Origin of the sequence: Mangrovactinospora gilvigrisea (assembly GCF_001879105.1) — a bacterium.
In the GTDB taxonomy this organism is placed as follows: Bacteria; Actinomycetota; Actinomycetes; order Streptomycetales; family Streptomycetaceae; genus Mangrovactinospora; species Mangrovactinospora gilvigrisea.
Genome location: NZ_MLCF01000109.1, coordinates 1 through 22,620, shown reverse-complemented (window position 1 = coordinate 22,620; position 22,620 = coordinate 1). Strand labels below are relative to the sequence as shown.

Genomic DNA, 22,620 nt, shown 5'->3' with positions numbered 1-22,620 from the left:
GCTTCCTGCGCCGCTTCCTGCGCCGCTTTCTGCGCCGCCTCCTGAGCAGCTTCCTGAGCAGCCTTCGGACGCATCCCGACCGCCGCGTCCAGGTCGCCGAGCGAGCGCCAGCACCCCGCCGCCGCGCCCTCGGCCAGCAGCCGGCGGAAGACCTCCGCGGTGACCTCCACATCCGGCGCCGCCCGGTGCCGGTCCGGCGGCCGCGGGATGCGGTAGTGCCGCAGCAGCACATCCAGGCTGTGGGAGCGCAGTTCGGGCAGCACCCGCCGCGCCATCCGGACGGTGTCCAGCAGCGGCGTCGCCGCCAGCACCGGGCAGTGTGCGCGCTGACGGGCGATCAACCCCGCCTCGGTGGGCGCGTGCTGGGCCACCAGCCGGTACGGCGGCGCGGCGAGCAGCCCGTCCAGCCGCCCCAGCACCTCCGCCACCGGCGGCGCCGCGCGCAGCTCCGCCTCGACCATCCCGGACGCCAGGTCCCACCGGGTGACCGGGACGTCCTCCGGCGGCCGGATCAGCGACGCGAACCGCCCGTCCGCCGCCCACCGCCCGTCCCGCACCACCAGTGCCAGCGCCGCCACCTCCGTCGGCTCGGCCGGCCGCCCGGCCGGCGTCAGCGCCTCGAAGTCCACCACCACGAACGTGGTCCCGGCGAGCGCCGCCCCGAGGTCGGGCCCGCCCTCCGGTACCACCCGGTCCTCAGCCATGCCGACAAGATCTCAGCCGCCACCGACAACGAGCCGACGGCACCTCACCCCGTGGTGACGACCGTCTGCACCTCCTGAACGGGGACGATCTTGGTGGTGCCGAAGGTGCCGTCGGGCAGCGGCTTGTCCTTGGTGCCGTCCGAGCCGGACCAGGAGATCTTCCAGTCGACCGTCGCCTTGAGCGTGTACGGCCCCGAGTTGGAGGCGTGCTCGGCCCGGACGGCGCTCCGGCTGCCGCACCCTGGAGGCGCCCGTACGACGCGGCGCCGACCTCCGCCGGGCGGTCCGCGGCGCAGGCCGTCGGCTGCTTCGGCCGGGGGCGTCAGCTCATCCCGTACCGGCGCACCGACTCCTCCTCCTGGGCGAGGCGGTGCAGCGCCCGGAGCATCGGCTCGAACAGCAGCGCGGCCGCCACCGCGGCCTCGACCTGCTCGGTCGCGGAGTCGAAGGTCTCCATGAAGTCGAACTCCAGGACCGCGACCTGGTGCATCAACTCGGCGTGCGGGGCGAGGAGTTCGGACCGCCAGGGGTAGCCGATCCGGCGCAGCGCGGCCATCGCCGCCACCAGGGAGGCGTGCGAAGGGGAGATCGGCGCCAGCTGCCGCACGGCCTCCCACCCCAGGGACGCGGTGAGGCGGTCGACCTCGCCGAGCGCCGCCTCGTGCGCGTCGTCCGCCTCGGCGTCCTGGGAGGCGTCGCCCTCGCTCGCGCCGTCGGGGTGCGGCTCCTGCGGCAGCGCCCACAGGGCGGCGCCGAGCCGGATGGTGCGGCCCAGCGACTCGTCGTCGACGAACCCGAGCACCTCCCGGACCTTGGCCACCGGCAGCCCGCCGACATGGATCAGGGCCCGCACCAGCCGAAGCCTGCGCAGGTGCTCCTCGCCGTACTCCGAGGTGCGCGGGCCGATCCGTTCGCCGGGCGCCAAGAGCCCTTCCCGCAGGTAGTACTTGATCGTCGCGATGGGCACGCCGCTGCGTTCGCCCAACTCGGCCAGTCGCATCTCTTGCGCCCCCACTTGGACAGCGGCAGTATCCAACTCTACGTCAGTTGGACACCGATGCTATCCAACGGGAGACTCCATGCGCGCCGCAGCGACACCGCGCCGCACCACCGCAGCCGTCGAGGGGGACGCCGTGGTCCTCCTCATAGGCATGCGCATCAACCACTTCCGAGCCGTACGGCAGTGGCTGCCGGTCATGCTCGCCATGCTCCGGATGCTGCGCGAGCTCAAGCGCGACAAGGACGCCGGCCTGCTCAGCCACGTCCTGCTCACCGCCTCGCCGCGGACGTACTACGTCGTCCAGTACTGGGAGTCGAAGGAGAAGCTCTACGCCTACGCGCACTCGCCGAGCGCGTTCCACCACACGGCCTGGACGAAGATCACCCGCCTGGAGCGCGCGGGCCGCGTCCGCGGCCACGTCGGCCTCTGGCACGAGACCTACATCGCCCCCGAGGGCTCCTACGAGAACATCTACGCCGACATGCCCCCCTTCGGCCTCGCCGCCGCCCACGGCGTCCTCCCCATCGAAGCCCGAGGCCGCCGCGCCAAGCAGCGGCTGGCGCACCGCTCCACCCCGAGCGGAGTGTCCTGAGCGTACCCGTGCGGGGAACGCGGCTGAACCGGCGTTCCTGGTCGGGAACTTGACGTTCTGACGCACCGTGATGCAAATGCCCGCCGGTCTGGAATGCCGCAGCGGGCCGTGTGCGGCGGTGGAATGGCGAAGGGCCCGGATCATCGGGATGATCCAGGCCCTCAACCAGCTGTGGACGATACTGGGATTGAACCAGTGACCTCTTCCGTGTCAGGGAAGCGCTCTCCCGCTGAGCTAATCGTCCGCGGTGATTCAGTTGTCTCAAGCCCGCGTCGGGCCTGGTGGACGATACTGGGATTGAACCAGTGACCTCTTCCGTGTCAGGGAAGCGCTCTCCCGCTGAGCTAATCGTCCGGGATGGGGAACCCCGTGATCCGTGCCCGGATCCAAGATCCCCCGCCGAGGTGGAGACGGGATTTGAACCCGTGTAGACGGCTTTGCAGGCCGTTGCCTCGCCTCTCGGCCACTCCACCACTGAGGGCCGGAGCCCTCTTCGAGCGGACGACGGGATTCGAACCCGCGACCCTCACCTTGGCAAGGTGATGCTCTACCAACTGAGCCACGTCCGCATGCCGCGCTCTCGCGCTGCTCGCTGTCCCCGGACCGTCCCGGCCTTGCGGCGGTTCGTCCCGGCGACGTCATGAACTGTAGCGGATTCTGTGGCCAGCTCAAATTCCATATGCCTGAACGTCCCCCGCCCCACCCGCGCGGACGACCGCGGCAGGGGTAGCGTCGCCTCCGACACACCACGCGGTACGCAGCAGCAGCAAAGGGGACCGGCATGCAGATCTGGGTCAACGGCAAGCTGGCGTCCGAGGGCGACGCCGCCCTCAACGCGCTCGACCACGGCATCACCGTCGGTGACGGGGTCTTCGAGACGGTCAAGGCCGTCGACGGCCGGCCCTTCGCCCTCACCCGCCACCTCAACCGCCTCGCCCGCTCCGCCGCCGGGCTCGGCCTCCCGGAGCCCGACCTGGACGAGGTCCGCCGCGCCTGCGCCGCCGTCCTCGAGGCCAACCCCATGCCGCTGGGCCGGCTCCGCATCACCTTCACCGGCGGCATCTCCCCGCTCGGCTCGGAGCGCGGCAACGACACTCCCTCCCTGATCGTCGCCATCGGCGAGGCCGCGCCCCGCCCCGACACCACCGCCGTCGTCACCGTCCCCTGGACGCGCAACGAGACCGGCGCCCTCTCCGGCCTCAAGACCACCTCCTACGGCGAGAACGTCGTCGCCCTCGCCCGCGCCAAGGCCAACGGTGCCTCCGAGGCGCTGCTCCCCAACACCAAGGGCCACCTCTGCGAGGGCACCGGCTCCAATGTCTTCGTCGTGGTCGGCGGGCGGCTGCTCACCCCGCCGCTCTCCTCCGGCTGCCTCGCCGGCGTCACCCGCGCGCTGGTCGCCGAGTGGGCCGGCGCCGAGGAGGCGGAACTGCCGCAGTCCGTCCTCCAGGAGGCCGACGAGGTCTTCCTGACCGGCACCACCCGCGACGTCCAGGGCGTGCACCGCGTCGACGACCGCGAGCTGCCCACCGCGCCGGGCCCGATCACCCGCAAGGCCATGCAGATCTTCGACGAGCGCGCCGCCGCGGACTTCGACCCTCGTTAGAGTCCGGAGTGTGACCACCACGCTGCGTCCCGCGGGGCCCGAGGAGGACGTGCCCGGTGCCCCGCCCGGCACCCGCACCCGCCGCTACGAGATATGCGTCAACTCCCGTCCCGCGGGCGGCATCCGGATCACCGTCGGGCCGGACGGCCCCACGGGCCGCACCGGTGAGCTCTCCGAGCTGGCCGTCGAGGAGAACGGACGGCGGCGCGGGCGCGGCACGGTGGGCGTCCTCGCCGCCGAGGAGGTGCTGCGGGCGCGCGGCGTCTCCCGGGTGATCGCGGGGATCCCGCCGGAGCCGGACGGCACCGCCGCCCTCGCCATGGCCGCCTCGCTCGGCTACGTCCCCGACACCCGCTGGATGGCCAAGGCCGTCCCCGCCGAGGCCGATCTGCCGGAGCTCGGCGGCGGGCGGACGGCCCGGCCGGTCACCGAGGAGGAGTTCCCCGCCTGGGCGGCCCGCGCCTTCGCCTCCTTCGCCCGCCTCTCCGCCGCGAGCGGCGCCGGCGCGCCCGACCCCGAGGCGGCCCGCGCGGCGGGGGAGGAGGCGCTGCGGGTGCTGCTGCCGGACGGGGCCGCCACCCGGGACGCGGTGCTGCGCACCCTGGTGGACGCGGACGGCGCCGACGTCGCCTCCCTCTGGCTGGGCTTCCGCCGAAGCGAGGGCAGTACGGGCCGCCGCGGCTGGGTCTACGCGGTGGAGGCGGACGAGGCCCACCGCGGACAGGGGCACGGCCGCGCGGCGATGCTGCTCGCCGAGCGCGAGTGCCGAGCGGCGGGCGTGGACGAGCTCGGCCTCAACGTCCACGAGGGCAATGCGGCGGCGCTGGGGCTCTACACGTCCCTGGGCTACCGGACGACCCGGCGCTGGTACGCCAAGCGGCTCTGAGCGCACCTGTGAGGACGTCGACCCGGGCCGTCAACGCGGCGCCCGCCACGAACGGGCCACGGGTCGAGCGTCAGAGCGGCACAACGCCTCAACGCCTCAACGTCTCGACGTCACAACGCCGAAGCGTCAGGCGCCGGCCAGCTTGGCGTCGAGCAGCTCCTCCAGCCGCAGCCGCAGGCCCTCCTGGCTCTGGCCGCCGTCCATCCGGACGCCGTCCAGGACGTAGGTGGGCGTGCCGGTGACGCCGATCGCCTGGCCCTCCGCGTGGTCGGCGTCGACGGCGAGGATGTGGCGGCCGTCGATGAGGGCCGTCTCCATCTCCTCCACGTCCAGGCCGAGTTCCTCCGCGACCTCCAGCAGCACCGGCTCGCCGCGCTCGCCCAGCTCCGAGGTGCGCTCCAGCACCCCCTCGACGTACGGCCACAGCATGCCCTGGGCCCACGCCTCCTCGGCGGCCTGAGCGGCGATGAAGGCGTGCTTGTGCCGCTCCAGCGGGAAGTGCCGCAGGTCGATGACGAGGGCGTCTCCGTAGCGGTCGCGCAGCGCGCGGATGTCGTCCAGCGCTTCCCGGCAGTCGGGGCACTGGAGTTCGCACCAGTAGTCGAGGTGGACGAGGCGGGGGTCGCTCATGGGGCCAGTCTGGCAGGGACCCCGGTGCCGCGCTGCCGTCAGGGGTATCCCCGAGGCGACCCCCACCTTCCCCCAGCGGTCCCGGAACCCTCGGCGCGGGCCGTGGCATCCGTCCCTCCCAAGGGGCACGATGGAGGGAAGACCGGATTGGACGGGGCTGGGAGGATCTGATGTCCGGTATGGACCGAGGCGCTCGGAGCAGCGGAGGGGGTAGGCCATGACACTCGTGATCTGTTCGGCGCTCTCCGCCGCCGGTCTGGCGATCGCCCTGCTCACCGCGTTCCGGCGGCGCTTCCGCCGGGCCACCTTCATCGCCGCGTGGTCCCTGCTGCCCATCGGGTTCCAGATGACGGGCCTGCTCACCATGCTGCGCAAGATCGGCGTGGCCATCGGCGACTGGGCGTCCGGCCTGGTCATGAAGCCGACGGTGTGGTCGGGCTTCGCGGTGCTGGCGGTGGCCGTGGTGCTCTTCATCGTGGCGCGGCTGGCCGGCGGCAAGGGCCTGGGGTTCGGGCGCAAGAAGCGCCGGGAGCGCAAGGCCCGCGAGAAGGAGGCGAAGGCCGGCGGTCGTTCCGGCGTCGCCGCGACGGCGGCGGGCCCGGCGGCGCCGGGCGCGTCCAAGCCGGCCGGCGCGCTGGAGGGCGACCGCAGCGCCCCGCAGCCGGCGGCGCGGAGCGGCAAGAAGTCGGCCTCGTCGGACGACGACCTCTCGGACTTCTCCGAGATCGAGGCGATCCTCAAGAAGCGCGGCATCTGAGGGGGACGGCCGCACACCGCGACGGACAGCCGCACACCGCAACGGACGGCCGCGACGGACGGCCGCACCGCGCGGCCGCACCGCGGCACCCGCAGACGACGGCGCCCCGGTGGGAGCATCCGGTTGATCGGATGGCTCCCACCGGGGCGCCGTCGTTGTGGCGCACACGCGTTCAGCCTGTCGGGCTGCGCGCGGTGCAGCGCCGGCCGTGCCCCCGAGCGGAACGACCGGCGGGGCTCAGCTCTCGGCGAGGATGTGGGACAGCTCGGCGTCGAGGTCGAAGTGGCGGTGTTCGGTCCCGGGCGGCACGGCAGCGTCCGTCCGCTTCAGGAAGTTCTCCAGGGTGCGCGCGGGCGCCTCCAGCAGCGCCTCGCCCTCGGGGGAGCTGAGGGCGATGCAGACCACCCCCTGACCATGGCTCCGGGACGGCCAGACGCGGACGTCGCCGGTGCCGGTCGGGCGGTGCAGTCCGGTGGCGAGCAGCTCGCGGGCGAAGACCCACTCGACGGTTTCGTCGGCACCGGTGTGGAAGGTGGCGTGCACCGCGTAGGGGTCGTTCGTGTGGTACTTCAGCCCCGCCGGGACGGGGAGCGAGGACTCGCTGGAGACGATGAGGCGCAGGTGCAGCTCACAGCTGACCGTGGTGTTCATAAGCGCCAGGGCCTTTCGCTCAGTGTGCGCTCGGGGATTCGCACGTCGGCGAACGCAACATCCCACCTATGAAGCGGACGTAAACCCGAGTATGCGGAAATGCCGGAAGTGCGTAGCTCGTCCGGATCAGCCCTGTACGTCAACCGGCCCATGCGGCGTGCGGGAAACGCGTTTCGATGCTGGGGGCGTCGTGGGGTATGGTCTTGACCGCACCCGGGCGATTAGCTCAGCGGGAGAGCGCTTCGTTCACACCGAAGAGGTCACTGGTTCGATCCCAGTATCGCCCACCCAGGTCAGAGGCCCCATCGTAGATCCACTTGGATCGCGACGGGGCCTCTGCGCGTTCCCAGGCGATTCGGCCGGCGGCCATCGCGGGCGACCGGGCCATCCGCGAAGCGATGAGTTTCGGCGGGCCGGTCCGTCTGCACGGGTGTCGGGGCCCATCGGGCGCCCCCCGGAGCACGAGCACGGAGACGCGGATGAGGAACCTCAGGATCATCGAGCACATCTCGCTGGACGGCGTGATCCAGCACTCCGACGACGGCGGATTCCCCTACCGCGACTGGACCGCCGCCTACCGCTCGCCCGAGGGCCGCGAGGCCGTCCTCGCCGCGCACGGCGAGCGCTTCGACCTGCTGCTCGGCCGGCACACCTACGACCTCTGGTCGGGGTACTGGCCGAAGGCGCCGAGCGACCCGATGGCGGACCGGCTCAACGCGGCGACCAAGTACGTCGCGACCCACCGCCCGGAGAGCCTGGAGTGGGGCCCCTTCGAGGCGCTGGGGCCGGACGTCGTCGAGGGCGTGCGCCGCGTCAAGGCGGAGGACGGGCCGGGCCTGCTGGTCTCCGGCAGCTCCACGCTGACCTCGGTGCTGCTCGCGCACGGGCTCGCCGACGAGGTGCTGTTCATCGTCTACCCGGTGCTGCTGGGGACGGGGAAGCGGTTCTTCGCGGACGGCACCCCGGCATGCGCCTTCGAGCTCGCCGGGAACCGGGCGCTGCCGTCCGGGATCGTGCTCAGCACCTATCGGGCGGCCGGGCCCCTGAAGAGCGGGGTAGCCGGCTGACGGACGGCGGGGGAACCGGCTGACGGACTGTCATGGACGGTGCGTCAGGTGGGTCAAGAGCCGACCTCGCGTCCTGTATAGTTCTTCCCGTCGCGGGCGATTAGCTCAGCGGGAGAGCGCTTCGTTCACACCGAAGAGGTCACTGGTTCGATCCCAGTATCGCCCACTCCGTGACAGCGTTCGGCAGGCCGGTCCCTCGTCGCAGGGGTCGGCCTGTAGGCGTTCCGCGGGTGGTTTCCGGGTGGGCCGCGGTGCTCGGTAGCATCTTGGTGCCCCGTGGGGCCGTCGCACCGGGGGCCGGTCCGGTCCCCGATCCCAGCAACCGATCAGGAGAGACCGGTGTCGGAAGTCCGTGTGTTCCGTAAGTGCCAGCCCGACGAGCGGGAAGAGCGCACGGTGACGACGGGCACCACGGCCGCCGAGCTCTTCGACGGCGAGCGCTCGATCATCGCCGCGCGGGTCGGCGGGGAGCTGAAGGACCTGGCGTACCCGCTCGCCGACGGCGACGAGGTGGAGCCGGTCGAGCTCGCCTCCGAGGACGGGCTGAACATCCTGCGGCACTCCACCGCGCACGTCATGGCGCAGGCCGTGCAGGACGTCTTCCCCGAGGCCAAGCTCGGCATCGGGCCGCCCATCAAGGACGGCTTCTACTACGACTTCGACGTCGAGACCCCGTTCCAGCCGGACGACCTCAAGCGCATCGAGAAGAAGATGCAGGAGATCGTCAAGCGCGGGCAGCGCTTCTCGCGGCGCGCGGTCAGCGACGACGAGGCGCGCGAGGAGCTGGCGTCCGAGCCGTACAAGCTGGAGCTGATCGGGCTCAAGGGCTCCGCCGGGGACGCCGCGGAGGGCGCGTCGGCCGAGGTCGGGGCCGGCCAGCTGACGATCTACGACAACCTGGACGCCAAGTCGGGCGAGCTGTGCTGGAAGGACCTGTGCCGCGGCCCGCACCTGCCGACCACCCGCCTCATCCCGGCGTTCAAGCTGATGCGCAGCGCCGCCGCGTACTGGCGCGGCAGCGAGAAGAACCCGCAGCTGCAGCGGATCTACGGCACCGCCTGGCCGTCCAAGGACGAGCTCAAGGAGCACCTGGCGTTCCTGGAGGAGGCCGAGAAGCGCGACCACCGCAAGCTCGGCGCCGAGCTGGACCTCTTCTCGATCCCGGAGGAGATCGGGTCCGGCCTGGCCGTCTTCCACCCGCGCGGCGGCGTGATGCGCCGCGCCATGGAGGACTACTCCCGCCGGCGCCACGAGGAGGCCGGCTACGAGTTCGTCTACACCCCGCACGCGACCAAGTCGAAGCTCTTCGAGACCTCCGGGCACCTCGACTGGTATGCCGACGGCATGTACCCGCCCATGCAGCTCGACGAGGGCCAGGACTACTACCTGAAGCCCATGAACTGCCCGATGCACAACCTGATCTTCCGGGCCCGCGGGCGGTCCTACCGCGAGCTGCCGCTGCGGCTCTTCGAGTTCGGCACGGTCTACCGGTACGAGAAGTCCGGCGTGGTGCACGGCCTGACCCGGGCCCGCGGCTTCACCCAGGACGACGCGCACATCTACTGCACCAAGGACCAGATGGCGGGCGAGCTGGACAATCTGCTCACCTTCGTCCTGGAGCTGCTGCGCGACTACGGCCTCGACGACTTCTACCTGGAGCTGTCGACGCGGGACCCGAAGAAGTCGATCGGCTCGGACGAGGTCTGGGAGGAGGCCACCGAGACGCTGCGGCAGGCCGCCCAGAAGCAGAACCTGGAGCTGGTGGACGACCCGGAGGGCGCGGCCTTCTACGGCCCGAAGATCTCCGTGCAGGCGCGGGACGCGATCGGCCGCACCTGGCAGATGTCGACGATCCAGGTGGACTTCAACCTCCCGGAGCGGTTCAACCTGGAGTACGCCTCGCCGGACGGCGGGCGGGAGCGGCCGGTGATGATCCACCGTGCGCTCTTCGGCTCGATCGAGCGGTTCTTCGCGGTGCTGCTGGAGCACTACGCGGGCGCGATGCCGCCGTGGCTGGCACCGGTGGCGGTCACCGGCATCCCGGTGGCCGACGAGCACGTGCCCTACCTGCAGGAGGTCGCGGCGGAGCTGCGCAAGCGGGGGGTGCGGGCCGAGGTCGACGCGTCGCCGGACCGCATGCAGAAGAAGATCCGCAATGCGCAGAAGGCGAAGGTGCCGTTCATGCTGATCGTCGGCGACGACGACCGGGACGGCGGCTCGGTGAGCTTCCGCTACCGCGACGGGTCGCAGAAGAACGGCGTCCCGAAGGACGAGGCGATCGCCGAGATCGCCGACGCGGTGGAGCGGCGCGTCCAGGTCTGACCGGGCCTTACGCCGCAGAACACGCCCTTTCGCCCCGGACGGCTACCGGGGCGGGAGGGCGTCGACCGTCTCCCAGAAGTGCTCCAGGATGTCGGCGAGCCAGGCGCGGGACTTCGCCTCGGCGGGCGGCGTGTCGTCCTCGGACTCGCCGGCGAAGATCGTCGACCAGTTGGTGGTGCCCACCGACATCCCCTGGTACGTGGTGTGCAGGCGGCGCAGCGCGTCCTGGACGGTGGCCTTGGGGAGCGGCACCAAGTTGGTCACCGTCTTCACATACCCCTTCCACCAGCCCTGGACGGCGCTGGTGAGGGCGTCCTTGAGGGCGTGCTCCGCGCCGGAGAGCTCGACCGCGCGGCGCACCGGCAGCCGCAGCGCCTGGGCGTAGAGGGCCACCCGGCGCGGCTCGGCGCGGATCGCGTCCTCGTCCTCCATCCGCCGGTAGTCGGCGAGCGGGACGCCGAGCGCGGACGCCGCCTCCTCCAGCGAGACGCCGGCGGCCTCGCGGTGGCCGCGCAGTGCCTGGACGCGGCCGAGCAGGTCGGACCGGTCGCACCAGAGCGCCCCGGCGAGGGCGAACAGCTCGGTCTCGTCCGGGGTGGTGACACCGGACTCGAACGCGGCGATCGCGGCCGGCGGCAGCAGCACGCCGAACGCGGACATGCCGTACGCGACCTGCTCGGGCGTCATGCCCAGCTGGAGGCGGAGGGCGCGGGCCGCGGTGGGGGAGAACGGCGGCAGGTGGTGCGCGCGGGGGTCGGACGGGGGAGGGGGCGTGGACACCCGGACGAGGATAGTGAGTGGTCCGGGGCCGGGGTAACCCGCGGCCCACCTTGGATCATCACAGTAGGGTCACAAGGGGGAACTGAGTGTTGATCAGCTCCCGACAAGCCCCCGACAAGCCCCCGACGACCCTGATCGGCCCCCGGGCGGGCGCGGTCAGGAGAGCCAGCCGCGCTCCCGCAGCGCCGCGGTGAGGGCGGCGTAGGAGGCGTCCAGGGCGTCCCGCTCGGCCGGGTCGGGGTGGACCAGGCGGCCGGGGCCGACCATCGCCGCCGCGGCCGAGGCGAGATCGGGGTGCGGCCCGCCGACGGCCGCGAGCAGGGCGGCGCCGGCCGCGGTCTCGGCGCGGTCGACGACCCGCAGCGGGATGCCGAGCGCGGTGGCCCGGATGCGGTTCCACAGCCCGCTGCGGCTGCCCCCGCCGGCGGTCGACAGGGGTGCCTCGACGGTGACGCCGAGGGCGCGGACCCGCTCCAGCGCGAGGCGCTCCAGGAAGGCGACGCCCTCCAGCGCGGCGCGGTGCCGGACGGCCTCGTCGTCGCCGCGTCCGAGGGAGAAGCCGCGGGCCGCGCCGCTGACGAACGGGAAGCGCTCGCCCTCCCTGCGCAGCGGGTAGGCGGCGAACGGCGCCGGGCCGAGGCGGGCGGCGGCCTCGTCGAGGGCGGCGAGCTTCTCCGCGGGGGTGTCGGCGAGCGCCTCGCCGCCGGTGTTGGAGGCGCCGCCGGGCAGCCACCAGCCGTCCGGGTGGCGGTGCGAGTAGAGCGCGCCGGAGGGGTCCTTGACGAGCTGTTCGGTGACGCCCTTGAGGACGTAGGTGGTGCCGAGGATGCCGACGAACTGGCCGGGGGAGACGGCGCCGGTGGCCAGTTGGCCGCAGCAGCCGTCGGTCATCCCGAGGCGGACGGGGGCGCCGGCGGGCAGGCCCGTCTCGGCGGCGGCCCCGGCGCAGACCCGGCCGGCGAGGGAGGCGGGCGGCAGCACCTCGGGCAGCCAGTGGGCGGGGATGCCGAGCGCGTCGAGGGCCTCGGCGGCCCATTCGCCGCGCAGCGGGTCGTAGCCGGACTTGAGGGTGTGGCTCCAGTCGACCGGCACGGGGTGGCCGGTGAGGTGGAGTCCGAGCAGGTCGGGGGTGTGCAGCAGGCGGCGGGCGCCGGGGGCGCCGGAGGGCGTCGCGGCGGCCAGCTCGGCGATCCGGCCGAGGGCGGCGGTGGGGCCGACGGAGATGCCGAGCTCGGCCCAGCGCGGCGCGGCGGCCTGCTGGGCGAGGGCGTTGCGGTCGGCGGCCCGCCGGTCGTCGTACATCAGCGCGGGGCCGAGCGGCTCGCCGGCGCCGTCGGCCAGCACGATGGTGCCGGAGGTGGCGGAGACGGCGAGGCCGAGCACCTCCCGCCCGCCGCGGGGCAGCTGGGAGGTGGCCTTGCGCAGCGCGGCGGCGACCGCCGGCCACCAGGCGCGGGCGTCCTGCTCGGCGCGGCCGCCGGGGCCGCGCTCGGGGGGCGGCAGCGGGGCGCCGCCGGTGGCGGCCACCCGGCCGTCGGCCGGGTCGACGCAGAGGACGCGCACGTTGGCGGTCGCGACATCGATGCCGACGACCACGCCGGAGGACGGCGCGGGCGGGGAAGCGGAGCCGTCCGCGGTGCGGTCGGGTTCCGAGGGCGTGGTCGTGGGGCGCATGGAGGGCATCATCGTACGTGTTAATTTCACATGCAAGATGTGAGCACGGTGTGAAAATGAGGGGGCGTCAGGTCCGGGCGACCCGGACCTCGGTGCGCTCCCGCAGGTCCGCGGCGATCTCGTCCGGCACCGAGGAGTCGATCACCAGATGGTCGTAGGCCTGCACCGGGGCGAGCCGGTGCAGCGCGGTGCGCGGCAGCTTGGAGTGGTCCATCAGCAGCACCTTGCGCTGCCCGGAGGCGAGCATCGCCCGCTTCACCAGCACGATGTCCTGCTCCTGGTGGTAGGTCATGCCGGCGTCCATCGCCGAGGTCGAGACGATCACCATGTCGACCGAGAGAGCCTCGATGGCCTCCGTGCACGGCACCCCCAGATAGGAGTCGTGGGTGCGGGAGTACTCCCCGCCGAGGCAGATCAGCCGCGCCTGGTCGACGCCGGCGAAGACGTCCACCACCCGGCGGCTGTTGGTCACCACGGTCAGCGGCAGCACCTCGGTGAGCAGCCGGGCCAGCGCCAGGACGGTGGTGGAGTCGTCCAGCATCACCGACATGCCCGGCTCCACCAGCGGCAGCGCGGCCCGCGCCAGCGCCTCCTTCTCCGGCCCGTGCCGGCCCAGCCGGTACTCCAGGTTGGACTCGAAGACCGTGGACGGCAGCGCCGAGACGCCGCCGCGGAACTTGCGGACCACGCCGCGGCGCTCCAGCTCGTCCAGGTCCCGATGGACCGTCATCAGGCTGACGCCGGTGAGCTCGGCGAGGTCGGCGGCGCTGGCGGAGCCGTGCGCCAGCACATGGTCGACGATGGTCTGGCGGCGCTCCTCCTGGGCGCCGCGCGTTCCGCTCGGGCTCACCGCCGCTCGCCTCCCCCGGTGGGCACGTTCAGGCTCAGCAGGGCGGCAGTCCCGTCCCGCTCGGCGGCCAGGTCCAGCTCCGTGACCGCCGCGTTGACCAGCCGCGGGAAGACCGCCCGGTAGCGGGCGAGCGGGATGCCGAGCAGCTCGCACAGCGCCATCCGCAGCAGCGTGTTGTGCGCCACGACCAGCACGGTGCCGCCCTCGTGACGGCCCGCCAGCTCGCGCAGCGCCGCCGCGGCGCGGGCCGCGGCGCCGCGCGGCGGCTCCATGTCGGGGAAGGCGCCGGCCACCGGGTCGCGGCGGAAGGCCTCCACCACCGACGGGTCCTGCGCGGCCACCTCGGCGAGGGTGCGGCCCTCGGCGACGCCGAAGTCGACCTCGCGCAGCCCCTCGACGATCTCCGGCTTCAGGCCGAGCGCGGCGGCGGCCGGCTCGGCGGTGCGCACCGCCCTGCTCACCGGTGAGCAGGCCACCGCGTCCGGGCGGGGGCGGCGGGCGGCCGTCCAGGAGGCCAGCTCCTCGGCCTGGCGCTCGCCGCGCGGGGTGAGGGCGACGTCGCTGATGCCGCAGTAGCGGTTGTCCGCGTGCCACACGGTCTCACCGTGTCGGGTCAGCAGCAGTCGGGCGGTCATGCGCGGCGTCTCCTCGGTCCGTGGCGTCCCGGGGGTGCTTCTTGCCCCCGGCGAACAGCGATGTTAAATCTAACAGGACCCATGTGAAGGAGGCCGCCCCCGATGCATGTCCTGGCCGCCGGAGACCGATTCGTCCGGCCCCAACTGATCGCCGACGCGCTGCGGAGCGCCTTCGCCCCGGGGGAGGTGGAGGTCTCCTCCCTCGAACTGCCCTGGCCGCAGGTGCCGTTCGGCCCGGTGGGCGAGGGGCCCGGCGCCGTGCGCGAGGCGAGCGGCACCGAGCAGCAGGTGATCGACGCGCTCGGCGACGCCGAGGCATGCGTCACCGAGATGGCTCCGTTCACCGGGAAGGTCTTCGCGGCGTGCCCCGGGCTGCGGATGGTGGCGGTCGGCCGCGGCGGGCCCGTCAACGTCGACCTGGACGCCGCCACCCGCGCGGGCGTCGCCGTCAGCTTCGCCCCCGGACGCAACGCCGCCGCGGCGGCGGAGTTCGCGGTCGGCATGATCCTCGCGGCGATGCGGCGGATCGCGCACACCGACGCCGAGCTGAAGGCCGGGCGCTGGCGCGGCGACCACTACGCCTACGAGAACGCCGGGTTGGAGCTGGACGGCACCACCGTCGGCCTGGTCGGTTACGGCGCGATCGGCCGGCGGGTGGCGCGGGTGCTCGCCGCGTTCGGTGCAAACGTGCTGGTCGCCGACCCCTATGCGGACGCGGCGGAGATGCGGGCCGAGGGCCCCTCGGCGCCGAGTCTGGTGGAGCTGGACGAACTGCTGCGCCGCAGCCGGGTGGTGAGCCTGCACGCGCGGCTGACGAAGGAGACCGCCGGGCTGCTGGACGAGCGCCGGCTCGGCCTGCTGCCGCACGGCGCGGTCCTGGTCAACACCGCGCGCGGCGGGCTGCTGGACTACCGCCCGCTGCCGGCGATGCTGCGCGACGGGCGGCTCGGCGCGCTGGCGGTCGACGTCTACGACGTCGAACCGCCGCCGGACGACTGGGCGCTGCGCGGGCTGCCGAACGTGGTGGCGACGCCGCATCTGGGCGGGGCGACGCGGGAGACCGCGCATCGCGCGGCGCAGATCGCGGCGGCGGAGGTGGCGCGGTTCGCGCGCGGCGGCGCGGCGGCGCTGAAGCACCCGGCGAACAAGGCCGACGGCACCGGCGCCGGCGGTGCCGCATGATGCTGCGGGAGGCGCGGGAGGAGGTCGTCGCCACGGCGCGGCGGATGGCCGCGGACGGGCTGGTGGTGGGGACCTCCGGGAACGTCTCGGCGCGGGTCGGCGAGCTGGTCGCGGTGACGCCGACGGGCGTCGGGTACGACGCGATGACGGCGGAGGACGTCCCGGTGGTGGACGCCGCGGACGGGCGCGTCGTCGACGGCGCGCTGAAGCCGACGAGCGAGCTGCCGATGCATCTGGCGGCGTACCGGGAGTTCGGCGCGGGCGCGGTGGTGCACACCCACGCGGTGCACGCCACGGCGGTGTCGACGCTGGTCGACGAGGTGCCGCCGATCCACTACCAGACGGCGGCGCTGGGGGGCGTGGTGCGGGTGGCGCCGTACGCGACGTACGGGACGGACGCGTTGGCCGAGGGGATGGTCGAGGCGATGCGGGATCGGCACGGGTGCCTGCTGCGCAACCACGGGACGGTGGTGACGGGGGCGAGCGTGGCGGAGGCGTTCGAGCGGACGACGCAGCTGGAGTGGATGTGCCGGGTCTGGCTGGCGGCGCGCGCCGTGGGGACGCCGTCCCTGATCTCGGACGAGGAACTGGGCCTCGTGGCGGAGCGGTTCAAGGGGTACGGGCAGCGGTGACGGGTGGGCCGGTGGCCCGCCGTTAATCTGCTGTGCAACTCCGGTTACAAAAACCCCCATAGCGTCATCGGCATGGGACGACGCCTTACCGCCTTGGACGGGCTGCGGCTGGTCGCCGCGCTCGCCGTCTGCCTGTACCACTACGCGGGCCGCGGGGGGCCGGTCACGGCGGCGTGGGGCGGTGATCCGCGGACGCTCTTCCCCGCGCTGCGTCCCGTCGCCGTGTACGGGTGCCTCGGCGTCGAACTGTTCTTCGTCATCAGCGGGTTCGTCATCTGCCTCAGCAGCTGGGGACGGACCGTCGGCGCCTTCGCCCGCTCCCGCGTCTCGCGGCTCTTCCCCGCCTACTGGGTCGCCGTCGTCCTCGTCACCGCCGTCTTCCTGGTGGTGCGGTTCCCCGGGGAGCGGCCCGCGCCCGCCTCGGACATCCTCGCCAATCTGACGATGTCCCAGTCCGGCCTCGGCGCCCACCGGGTGCTCGGCGTCTGCTGGACGCTGTGGATCGAGGCCAAGTTCTACCTGCTGTGGGCCGTCGCCGTGGTCTGGCGGGGCGTCACCTACCGCCGGGCGCTGGCCTTCGGCTGGCTCTGGCTCGCCGCCGTCGTCCTCACCGGCGGGCTCAAGAGCCAGCCGCTCGTCGACCAGCTGCTGATCCCCCAGTACGCGCCGTTCTTCATCGGCGGGCTCGCCCTCCACCTGGTGCACCGCTTCGGCGGCGCCCCGCAGACCTGGGGCCTGGTCGGGGCGGCCTTCCTCGTCGGCCAGTACCAGGACGTGCAGTCCTCCACCGGCAACGGCCGCACCCATCTGGGCATCATCATCGCCGACCTGATGGCGTTTCTGCTGGTCGCGGGAGTCGCCCTGGGGTGGTTCGACTGGGCGAAGTGGCGCTGGCTCACCACCGCCGGCGCCCTCACCTACCCCTTCTACCTGATCCACGAGCACCTCGGCTGGGTGGCCGTCCGCGAGCTGCGGCTGCGGGCCGGGCTGCCGGACGCCGCCGTGCTGCCGCTCACCGTCGCCGTCATGCTGGCCCTCGCCTGGCTGCTGCACCGCTGGGTCGAGCAGCCGCTCGGACCATGGCTGAAACGCGCCCTGGCCCGGATGCCGGCCCGGCTGCCTGCCGAGCCGGTGCCGGAGCCTCGGCCGGTGGAGCCTCAGAAGCCCGAGCCGGAGCCCGTCCACTCGGCCAGGTAGTCGTCGATCTCGCCGCGCAGCCGGGCCTTGCCGGGGGCGTCCAGGAACGAGGCGTCCACCGCGTTCTTCGCCAGCCCGGCCAGGCCCGCCTCGTCCAGGTCCAGCAGGCGGGCGGCCACCGCGTACTCGCGGTTGAGGTCGGTGCCGAACATCGGCGGGTCGTCGCTGTTGACGGTGACCAGCACGCCCGCGTCCAGCAGCTGCCGGATCGGGTGCCGGTCCAGATCGGCCACCACCCTCGTCGCCACGTTCGACGTCGGGCAGACCTCCAGCGGTATCTGGCGCTCCGCCAGATGCGCCAGCAGCGCCTCGTCCTCCACCGAGCGCACCCCGTGCCCGATCCGCTCCGCCTTCAGCTCGTTGAGCGCCGCCCACACCGACGCCGGGCCGTCGCCCTCGCCGGCGTGCGGGACGCTGTGCAGGCCGGCCGCCCGCGCCCGGTCGAAGTAGGGCTTGAACTGCGCCCGCGAGATGCCCGCCTCGGGACCGCCCAGCCCGAACGAGACCAGGCCCTCGCAGCCCAGGTCGACCGCGATCCGGCAGGTCTCCTCGGCCGACTCCAGGCCCGCCTCGCCGGGGATGTCGAAGCACCAGCGCAGCACCACGCCCAGCTCGGACTCGGCCGCCTTGCGGGCGTCCTCGATCGCGGCCAGGAACTCGGTGTCCGGGATGCCGCGGCGCACCGAGGAGTAGGGGGTGACGGTCAGCTCCGCGTAGCGGATGTTCTGCCGCGCCATGTCCCGGGCCACCTCGAAGGTGAGCAGCCGGACGTCCTCGGCCGTGCGCACCAGCTCCACCGTCGCCAGGTAGAGCTCGATGAAGTGCGGGAAGTCCCGGAAGGTGAAGAACTCGGCGAGCGCCTCCGGGTCGGTCGGCACCTTCGGATCGGGGTGGCGGGCGGCCAGCTCCGCGACGATCCGCGGCGAGGCCGAACCGACGTGGTGCACGTGCAGTTCGGCCTTGGGCAGCCCGGCGATGAAGGTATCCATGGACGAGGACATGAGGATCATCGTAAGGGGGCGCGCGGGCCGGACGTCCCGCCTCCGCCGACAACCCGACCGGATCAGGCGGGCCGGTGGCCGTGGTTGGCGCGCCGCTTCTTCTTCCGCCAGGCGCGCTTGCGGGTCTTCTTCGACATGGGACCTCCTCGGGGCGAAGAGCGAGGCGGTGCGGGGCGCGGCACGGGACGCGCTGGGGGCAGCGTAGGCCCGGTGGCGCGCTGGTCCGCCGCCCCTAACCGGCCAATCGGAGGCGGCCCGTATCCTGTCCCCCATGACGGACGCGGAGCAGCAGAACCATCCGGTCGCCCAGGACGGCGCGGGCTCGCCCGACGGCTTCCAGCGGCTGTGGACGCCGCACCGGATGGCCTATATCCAGGGCGAGAACAAGCCGACCGGGACGGGCTCGGGCGACGGCTGCCCGTTCTGCCGCATCCCCTCCGCGACCGACGAGGACGGGCTGATCGTGGCCCGCGGCGAGGCCGTCTACGCGCTGCTCAACCTCTACCCCTACAACGGCGGGCACCTGATGGTGGTGCCCTACCGGCACGTCGCCGACTACACCGAGCTGGACCTCGACGAGACCGCCGAGCTGGGCGACTTCACCAAGCGGGCGATGTCCGCGCTGCGCAAGGCCTCCGGGGCGCAGGGGTTCAACATCGGCATGAACCAGGGGGACGTCGCCGGGGCGGGCATCGCCGCGCACCTGCACCAGCATGTGGTGCCGCGCTGGGGCGGCGACACCAACTTCATGCCGGTCGTCGGGCACACCAAAGTGCTGCCGCAGCTGCTCGCCGACACCCGGCGGATCCTGGCCGACGCCTGGGTCTGAGCCGGGCCCGGGCAGCCCCGCCGGCCACCCGCCGGGCCGCCCTACGGCGGCTCGGGGCCGTCGGCCTCGTCGGGCTTGGCGGGGGCGACGGTCTGTGTGGAGGCCTGCAGGCCCAGCGAGCGGGTCGCGAAGCGGCTGGTGTCCACCCCGCGCTGGTCGAGGAACTGCAGCGTCGCGTTGTGGACGGCCCGCACCACCGGCGCCACCGCCCGCACCGCGTCGTCGGCCATGAAGCGGTTGCCCCACGGCTTGCCCGTCCACGCGGTGCGCAGGCCGAACGGCTCGGCGAAGACGACCTTGCCGCCCAGCCAGTCCAGCACCCGCGGCGCCTTGAAGAACGGCGCCCGCACGCAGAGCCGGACCACCTCGTCGGCGTCCACCTTGGGGAAGGGCAGCTCGATGTCCTCCTGCTCCCAGAACCTCCAGCCGTTCGCCGCCCGCACCGACGGCTCCGGCTCGGGCTCGTCCGAGAGCGCGCCGTCGATCGGGCCCAGCACATGGCCCGTCACCTCGACGCGCAGCGTGGTGTGCAGGACGGTGACCGTCACCATCAGGGTGAGCAGCAACTGGCCGCCCCAGATGGGGAACTGGACGCTCAGGTAGTGGCGCGGGCCGGCGTCGAAGTGGGTGCGGTTGCAGATGTCGGAGACCACGGACTGGCGGGCCCGGTAGCCGTCCATCCGCTCGTCCGGCGCCTGCTTGCCCGGCTTCCACTGCGCCTCGTACCAGGGCTTGAGGCGCTTGCCGCCGGCGCCCATCGCGCTGATCACCCAGTCGTCGACCTTGGGCTTGGTGAACCCGCCGGTGTTCAGCGGCTGCTGCTGCAGCTGCTCCAGCCGGCCGCGGATGACGCGCACCAGATCCCACGCCCGGAACGGCTCGATGCCGGCGCCGGGCTGCGGGGTGAGCTCCTCGGCGAGGTTCCAGATGCCCCAGCGCGGGCCCAGCCCGTGGATGCCGCGCTTGCCCGCGTAGAAGAGCAGGTTGGTCTCCTGCTCCTCGACGATCTTGGTGAGGGCGAGGCGGCGCTCCTCGCGCTTCTTGTCGCCCGGGCCCTGCGGGACGGCCAGCTCCAGCCGCGGGCCGGAGGCCTTGCCGGCCATCAGCGCCAGGCACTTGTCCTTGAAGGCGACGGAGGTGCGGATGCAGTAGCCGCGCGCGATCCACCAGCCGAGCACCGGGCCGACCATCAGGGAGCGGCAGTACCAGCGCACCGCCTCGTTGTGGAACGGCGGGTTCCAGAGCAGCAGGTAGAAGCCGAGGAAGGCGAGGATCGCGGTGAGCACCCAGGCGATGGCGCGGTCGCGGCTGCGCCCGAAGCGCTCGACGATCCGCCGCACCTGGAAGATGAAGAGCCAGATCAGCGTGCCGGGCAGGAACGGGAGCCCGAAGAGCAGCATCAGGCCGGTGAGGCGGCGGTCGCGGCCGCGGCGCTCGGCCTTGGCCTCCAGGCAGTACTCCGTCACCATCCGGGCGTCGGTGGCGTAGGAGGGGACCAGCGGTTTGCGGTGGACGCGCCCGTCGCCCAGCATCCGGCGCAGCACGGAGCGGGTGAAGGCCTCGCCGAAGTCGGGCTGGAAGAGGGCGAGTTTGCCGGGCTTCCAGGAGTTGCCGCGGAGCGCGGCGAAGGGCCCGTAGGGGCCGGGGCGGTACGCGGCGGCCGCGAGCACGCGCGTGGGCGCGGTGGTGCCCGTGGTGGGCCGCGGCACCTGCGCGCCCGGCGCATGGATGTCGTTGATGTCAGGCGCTCGAAGGATCTGCACGATCTTGCGCTCCCGCCCCTTCCGGCCGCTTCCGGCCGACGTCCCGTCCCGCCGCCCCGACTGGCCGCCGGAGAGCGGCAGTTGACGATGTCCCATGCCGCGCCGCCGGCCCGCGGGCCGCTTTCGGCCAGCCTAGCGAGCGTCAAGGGTCGCGGGTACCGCGCACGGGAGCACAGCATTCGCACATTCGGGTGATCTCGGGACGGGTGCGGTCGGGGAACGGGGCGGGTGCGGTCCTGCCGCGGTCCTGCCGCGGTCCGGTTTGGCCGGGCGGAGGGCCGTGGCGGACAATCCGGAGGTGCCCGAGACCGCCCTGACCACCTCCCCGCCCGCCGAGCCGGGCCCGCCCGCCGCGTGGCGGACGGTGCTGCCCGCGCTCGCCGGGTACGCCGGGGCGCGTGCGCTGGGGGTGCTGCTGCTGGCGTGGGTGTCGGGCGGGTTCGGGCAGGCGTTCCATCTGCTCTCGGGCCGCTGGGACGCGGTGTGGTACGCGCGGATCGTCGCGCACGGCTACGGCGTCACCCTCCATCCGCCGGACGGCCGTTCGCTCTCCGCCATGGCCTTCTTCCCGCTCTACCCCTGGCTGGAGCAGGCGCTGCACGGGCTGTCGGGCGGGCTGCTGACGGTGCCGGCGGCCGGGCTGGCGGTCTCCTGGGCGGCGTCGGTGGCGGCGGCGTGGGGGATCTGCGCGGTCGGCGGCGCGGTGGGCGGCCGGCGGGTGGGGATCGTGCTCGCGCTGCTGTGGGGCGCGTACCCGGTCGCGGTGGTGCAGTCGATGGCCTACACCGAGACGCTCTTCACGGCGCTGGCGGCGTGGGCGCTCTACGCGGCGCTGTGGCGGCGCTGGCTGACGGCGGGGTGGCTGACGCTGGCCGCGGGGCTGACCCGGCCGTCCGCGGCGGCGCTGGTGGCCGCGGTGTGGGTGGGGATGCTGGTCGCGCGGCGGTTCGACCGGCGGGTGGCCGCCGGGGCGGTGCTGGCGCCGCTGGGGGCGGCGGCGTACGTGGTCTTCGTGGCGGTGCGGACGGGGAGCGTCTTCGGGTACTTCCACGTGCAGGCGGAGTGGGGCAACGGCTTCGACGCGGGCGTGTCGTTCGCGCGCTTCGCATGGGCGCACGCGCGGGTGAACGCCTGGGCCGGGGTGGGCCTGGTCGCGGCGGTGGCGGTGGTGGCCTGGCTGCTGGTGCTGTGCGTGCGGCGGCGGCCCCGGCTGCCGGTGGAGCTGATCGTGTACGCGGCAGTGCTGGCGGTGATGACGTTCGGCGCGTCGGGGTTCTTCGGCTCGAAGCCGCGGCTGCTGATGCCGGCGTTCCCGCTGCTGCTGCCGATCGCGTTCGGGGTGGCGCGGTGGCGGACGCGGTGGGCGGTGCTGCTGCTCGGCGCGGTTGTGGTGGGATCGGGGGTGTACGGGGCGTTCATGCTTCAGGGATCGGGGCCGCCGTGAGTGGTGCGGGTGCATTGCCGGTGCTGTTGTTCGACGGGGACTGCGGGTTCTGCACGCGCGCGGCCGAGGCGGGGGAGCGGTTCGTGCGTCCGCGGGTGCGGATCGCGGCGTGGCAGCTGGACGGGACGTACGGAGTCGCGGAGGAGCGGCTGCTGCGCGAGGTGGTGCTGGTGACGCCGCGCGGCGAGGTGTACGGGGGCGCGGTCGCCGTCGCGAAGACGCTGGCCTGCGGCGGCGGTTGGGCGTGGCGGGTGGCCGGCGCGGTGATGCAGCTGCCTGGGGTCCGGCTGCTCGCCGACGCGGTGTACCGCTGGATCGCCGCCCACCGCTACCGGCTGCCCGGCGGCACCCCCGCCTGCCGCCTCGACTGACCGCTTGCCGCGGTGCCCTGCCCGCCGCCCCTCCGCCCCGGCACCCC

At 73.4% G+C, this 22,620-nt stretch carries 22 protein-coding genes and 6 tRNA genes; 14 read left to right on the top strand and 14 right to left on the bottom strand.

Annotated elements, in window-relative coordinates; translation table 11 throughout:
• Both BIV57_RS18025 and BIV57_RS18020 read right to left on the bottom strand, forming a co-directional pair.
• On the bottom strand, positions 1-704 hold a 704-nt coding region (locus BIV57_RS18025), incomplete at its 3' end, for a 3'-5' exonuclease (RefSeq protein ID WP_079170442.1).
• 322 nt (positions 705-1,026) lie between these two features.
• Positions 1,027-1,704, bottom strand: coding sequence for a MerR family transcriptional regulator (locus BIV57_RS18020; protein ID WP_071657868.1), 678 nt, complete (start codon positions 1,702-1,704; stop codon positions 1,027-1,029).
• A 79-nt stretch (positions 1,705-1,783) separates the two neighbouring features.
• Between BIV57_RS18020 and BIV57_RS18015 the strand changes: the two genes are divergently transcribed.
• The gene (locus BIV57_RS18015) at positions 1,784-2,296 is read left to right on the top strand and encodes a DUF4188 domain-containing protein (RefSeq protein ID WP_071657867.1); all 513 of its coding nucleotides are present in this window, start codon (positions 1,784-1,786) and stop codon (positions 2,294-2,296) included.
• A gap of 172 nt (positions 2,297-2,468) precedes the next feature.
• Here BIV57_RS18015 and BIV57_RS18010 read toward each other — a convergent pair.
• From BIV57_RS18010 to BIV57_RS17995, 4 genes are all read right to left on the bottom strand, one after another.
• Positions 2,469-2,540 (bottom strand) — tRNA-Val (locus tag BIV57_RS18010).
• A 35-nt stretch (positions 2,541-2,575) separates the two neighbouring features.
• Positions 2,576-2,650, bottom strand: a tRNA-Val gene (locus tag BIV57_RS18005).
• A gap of 48 nt (positions 2,651-2,698) precedes the next feature.
• A tRNA-Cys gene (locus tag BIV57_RS18000) sits at positions 2,699-2,769 on the bottom strand.
• Positions 2,770-2,792: 23 nt separating this feature from the next.
• Positions 2,793-2,865, bottom strand: a tRNA-Gly gene (locus BIV57_RS17995).
• Positions 2,866-3,077: 212 nt separating this feature from the next.
• Between BIV57_RS17995 and BIV57_RS17990 the strand changes: the two genes are divergently transcribed.
• Both BIV57_RS17990 and BIV57_RS17985 read left to right on the top strand, forming a co-directional pair.
• Positions 3,078-3,902 (top strand): aminotransferase class IV, encoded by an 825-nt coding sequence (locus BIV57_RS17990; protein WP_071657866.1) that lies wholly within the window; start codon positions 3,078-3,080, stop codon positions 3,900-3,902.
• Positions 3,903-3,912: 10 nt separating this feature from the next.
• On the top strand, positions 3,913-4,788 hold the full coding sequence (locus BIV57_RS17985) for a GNAT family N-acetyltransferase (RefSeq protein WP_071657865.1): 876 nt from the start codon (positions 3,913-3,915) through the stop codon (positions 4,786-4,788).
• Between the two features lie 126 nt (positions 4,789-4,914).
• On the opposite strand, the gene BIV57_RS17980 is transcribed toward BIV57_RS17985, so the two are convergent.
• Entirely contained in the window at positions 4,915-5,418 is a 504-nt protein-coding gene (locus BIV57_RS17980; RefSeq protein ID WP_071657864.1) for a DsbA family protein, read from the bottom strand.
• A gap of 217 nt (positions 5,419-5,635) precedes the next feature.
• On the opposite strand from BIV57_RS17980, the gene BIV57_RS17975 reads away from it, so the two are divergent.
• Positions 5,636-6,175, top strand: coding sequence for a hypothetical protein (locus BIV57_RS17975; protein ID WP_071657863.1), 540 nt, complete (start codon positions 5,636-5,638; stop codon positions 6,173-6,175).
• Positions 6,176-6,412: 237 nt separating this feature from the next.
• On the opposite strand, the gene BIV57_RS17970 is transcribed toward BIV57_RS17975, so the two are convergent.
• Complete coding sequence (locus tag BIV57_RS17970; protein ID WP_071657862.1) at positions 6,413-6,826, bottom strand: SsgA family sporulation/cell division regulator; 414 nt, start codon at positions 6,824-6,826, stop codon at positions 6,413-6,415.
• A gap of 215 nt (positions 6,827-7,041) precedes the next feature.
• Between BIV57_RS17970 and BIV57_RS17965 the strand changes: the two genes are divergently transcribed.
• From BIV57_RS17965 to thrS, 4 genes are all read left to right on the top strand, one after another.
• Positions 7,042-7,113, top strand: a tRNA-Val gene (locus tag BIV57_RS17965).
• 192 nt (positions 7,114-7,305) lie between these two features.
• Positions 7,306-7,893 (top strand): dihydrofolate reductase family protein, encoded by a 588-nt coding sequence (locus tag BIV57_RS17960; RefSeq protein WP_071657861.1) that lies wholly within the window; start codon positions 7,306-7,308, stop codon positions 7,891-7,893.
• Between the two features lie 94 nt (positions 7,894-7,987).
• Positions 7,988-8,059: transfer RNA gene (locus tag BIV57_RS17955), tRNA-Val, on the top strand.
• A 173-nt stretch (positions 8,060-8,232) separates the two neighbouring features.
• Complete coding sequence (gene thrS / locus BIV57_RS17950; RefSeq protein ID WP_071657860.1) at positions 8,233-10,215, top strand: threonine--tRNA ligase; 1,983 nt, start codon at positions 8,233-8,235, stop codon at positions 10,213-10,215.
• A 42-nt stretch (positions 10,216-10,257) separates the two neighbouring features.
• Here the strand turns inward: thrS and BIV57_RS17945 are convergent, their stop codons facing one another.
• From BIV57_RS17945 to BIV57_RS17930, 4 genes are all read right to left on the bottom strand, one after another.
• Positions 10,258-10,995 carry a helix-turn-helix domain-containing protein gene (locus BIV57_RS17945; protein ID WP_079170441.1) on the bottom strand — a complete coding sequence of 246 codons (738 nt, stop codon included), beginning with the start codon at positions 10,993-10,995 and terminating at the stop codon, positions 10,258-10,260.
• Between the two features lie 156 nt (positions 10,996-11,151).
• A complete protein-coding gene (locus BIV57_RS17940) occupies positions 11,152-12,669 on the bottom strand; it encodes an FGGY-family carbohydrate kinase (RefSeq protein ID WP_071657859.1) in 1,518 nt (505 codons plus the stop codon).
• A 67-nt stretch (positions 12,670-12,736) separates the two neighbouring features.
• Positions 12,737-13,519 (bottom strand): DeoR/GlpR family DNA-binding transcription regulator, encoded by a 783-nt coding sequence (locus BIV57_RS17935; protein ID WP_071657858.1) that lies wholly within the window; start codon positions 13,517-13,519, stop codon positions 12,737-12,739.
• Positions 13,516-14,154, bottom strand: coding sequence for a histidine phosphatase family protein (locus tag BIV57_RS17930; RefSeq protein ID WP_071657857.1), 639 nt, complete (start codon positions 14,152-14,154; stop codon positions 13,516-13,518). Before BIV57_RS17930 ends, BIV57_RS17935 begins: the two co-directional genes overlap by 4 nt.
• Positions 14,155-14,256: 102 nt before the next feature.
• On the opposite strand from BIV57_RS17930, the gene BIV57_RS17925 reads away from it, so the two are divergent.
• From BIV57_RS17925 to BIV57_RS17915, 3 genes are all read left to right on the top strand, one after another.
• Positions 14,257-15,336 carry a 2-hydroxyacid dehydrogenase gene (locus tag BIV57_RS17925; RefSeq protein ID WP_071657856.1) on the top strand — a complete coding sequence of 360 codons (1,080 nt, stop codon included), beginning with the start codon at positions 14,257-14,259 and terminating at the stop codon, positions 15,334-15,336.
• Positions 15,333-15,968 carry a class II aldolase/adducin family protein gene (locus tag BIV57_RS17920; protein WP_107409611.1) on the top strand — a complete coding sequence of 212 codons (636 nt, stop codon included), beginning with the start codon at positions 15,333-15,335 and terminating at the stop codon, positions 15,966-15,968. Before BIV57_RS17925 ends, BIV57_RS17920 begins: the two co-directional genes overlap by 4 nt.
• Before the next feature lie 72 nt (positions 15,969-16,040).
• Complete coding sequence (locus BIV57_RS17915; protein ID WP_245797786.1) at positions 16,041-17,165, top strand: acyltransferase family protein; 1,125 nt, start codon at positions 16,041-16,043, stop codon at positions 17,163-17,165.
• Here BIV57_RS17915 and BIV57_RS17910 read toward each other — a convergent pair.
• A complete protein-coding gene (locus BIV57_RS17910; protein WP_419185727.1) occupies positions 17,126-18,166 on the bottom strand; it encodes an adenosine deaminase in 1,041 nt (346 codons plus the stop codon). The two genes, BIV57_RS17915 and BIV57_RS17910, sit on opposite strands and share 40 nt — an antisense overlap.
• Positions 18,167-18,437: 271 nt before the next feature.
• On the opposite strand from BIV57_RS17910, the gene BIV57_RS17905 reads away from it, so the two are divergent.
• The gene (locus tag BIV57_RS17905; RefSeq protein ID WP_071657852.1) at positions 18,438-18,995 is read left to right on the top strand and encodes an HIT family protein; all 558 of its coding nucleotides are present in this window, start codon (positions 18,438-18,440) and stop codon (positions 18,993-18,995) included.
• Between the two features lie 41 nt (positions 18,996-19,036).
• Here the strand turns inward: BIV57_RS17905 and BIV57_RS17900 are convergent, their stop codons facing one another.
• Positions 19,037-20,854: a hypothetical protein gene (locus tag BIV57_RS17900; RefSeq protein ID WP_079170440.1), complete on the bottom strand. Its 1,818-nt coding sequence runs from the start codon at positions 20,852-20,854 to the stop codon at positions 19,037-19,039.
• Between the two features lie 202 nt (positions 20,855-21,056).
• Between BIV57_RS17900 and BIV57_RS17895 the strand changes: the two genes are divergently transcribed.
• Together BIV57_RS17895 and BIV57_RS17890 are read left to right on the top strand one after the other, a co-directional pair.
• Positions 21,057-22,202, top strand: coding sequence for a hypothetical protein (locus BIV57_RS17895; RefSeq protein WP_245797785.1), 1,146 nt, complete (start codon positions 21,057-21,059; stop codon positions 22,200-22,202).
• On the top strand, positions 22,199-22,573 hold the full coding sequence (locus tag BIV57_RS17890) for a thiol-disulfide oxidoreductase DCC family protein (RefSeq protein ID WP_071657850.1): 375 nt from the start codon (positions 22,199-22,201) through the stop codon (positions 22,571-22,573). Before BIV57_RS17895 ends, BIV57_RS17890 begins: the two co-directional genes overlap by 4 nt.
• The last annotated feature ends 47 nt before the right edge of the window (positions 22,574-22,620 follow it).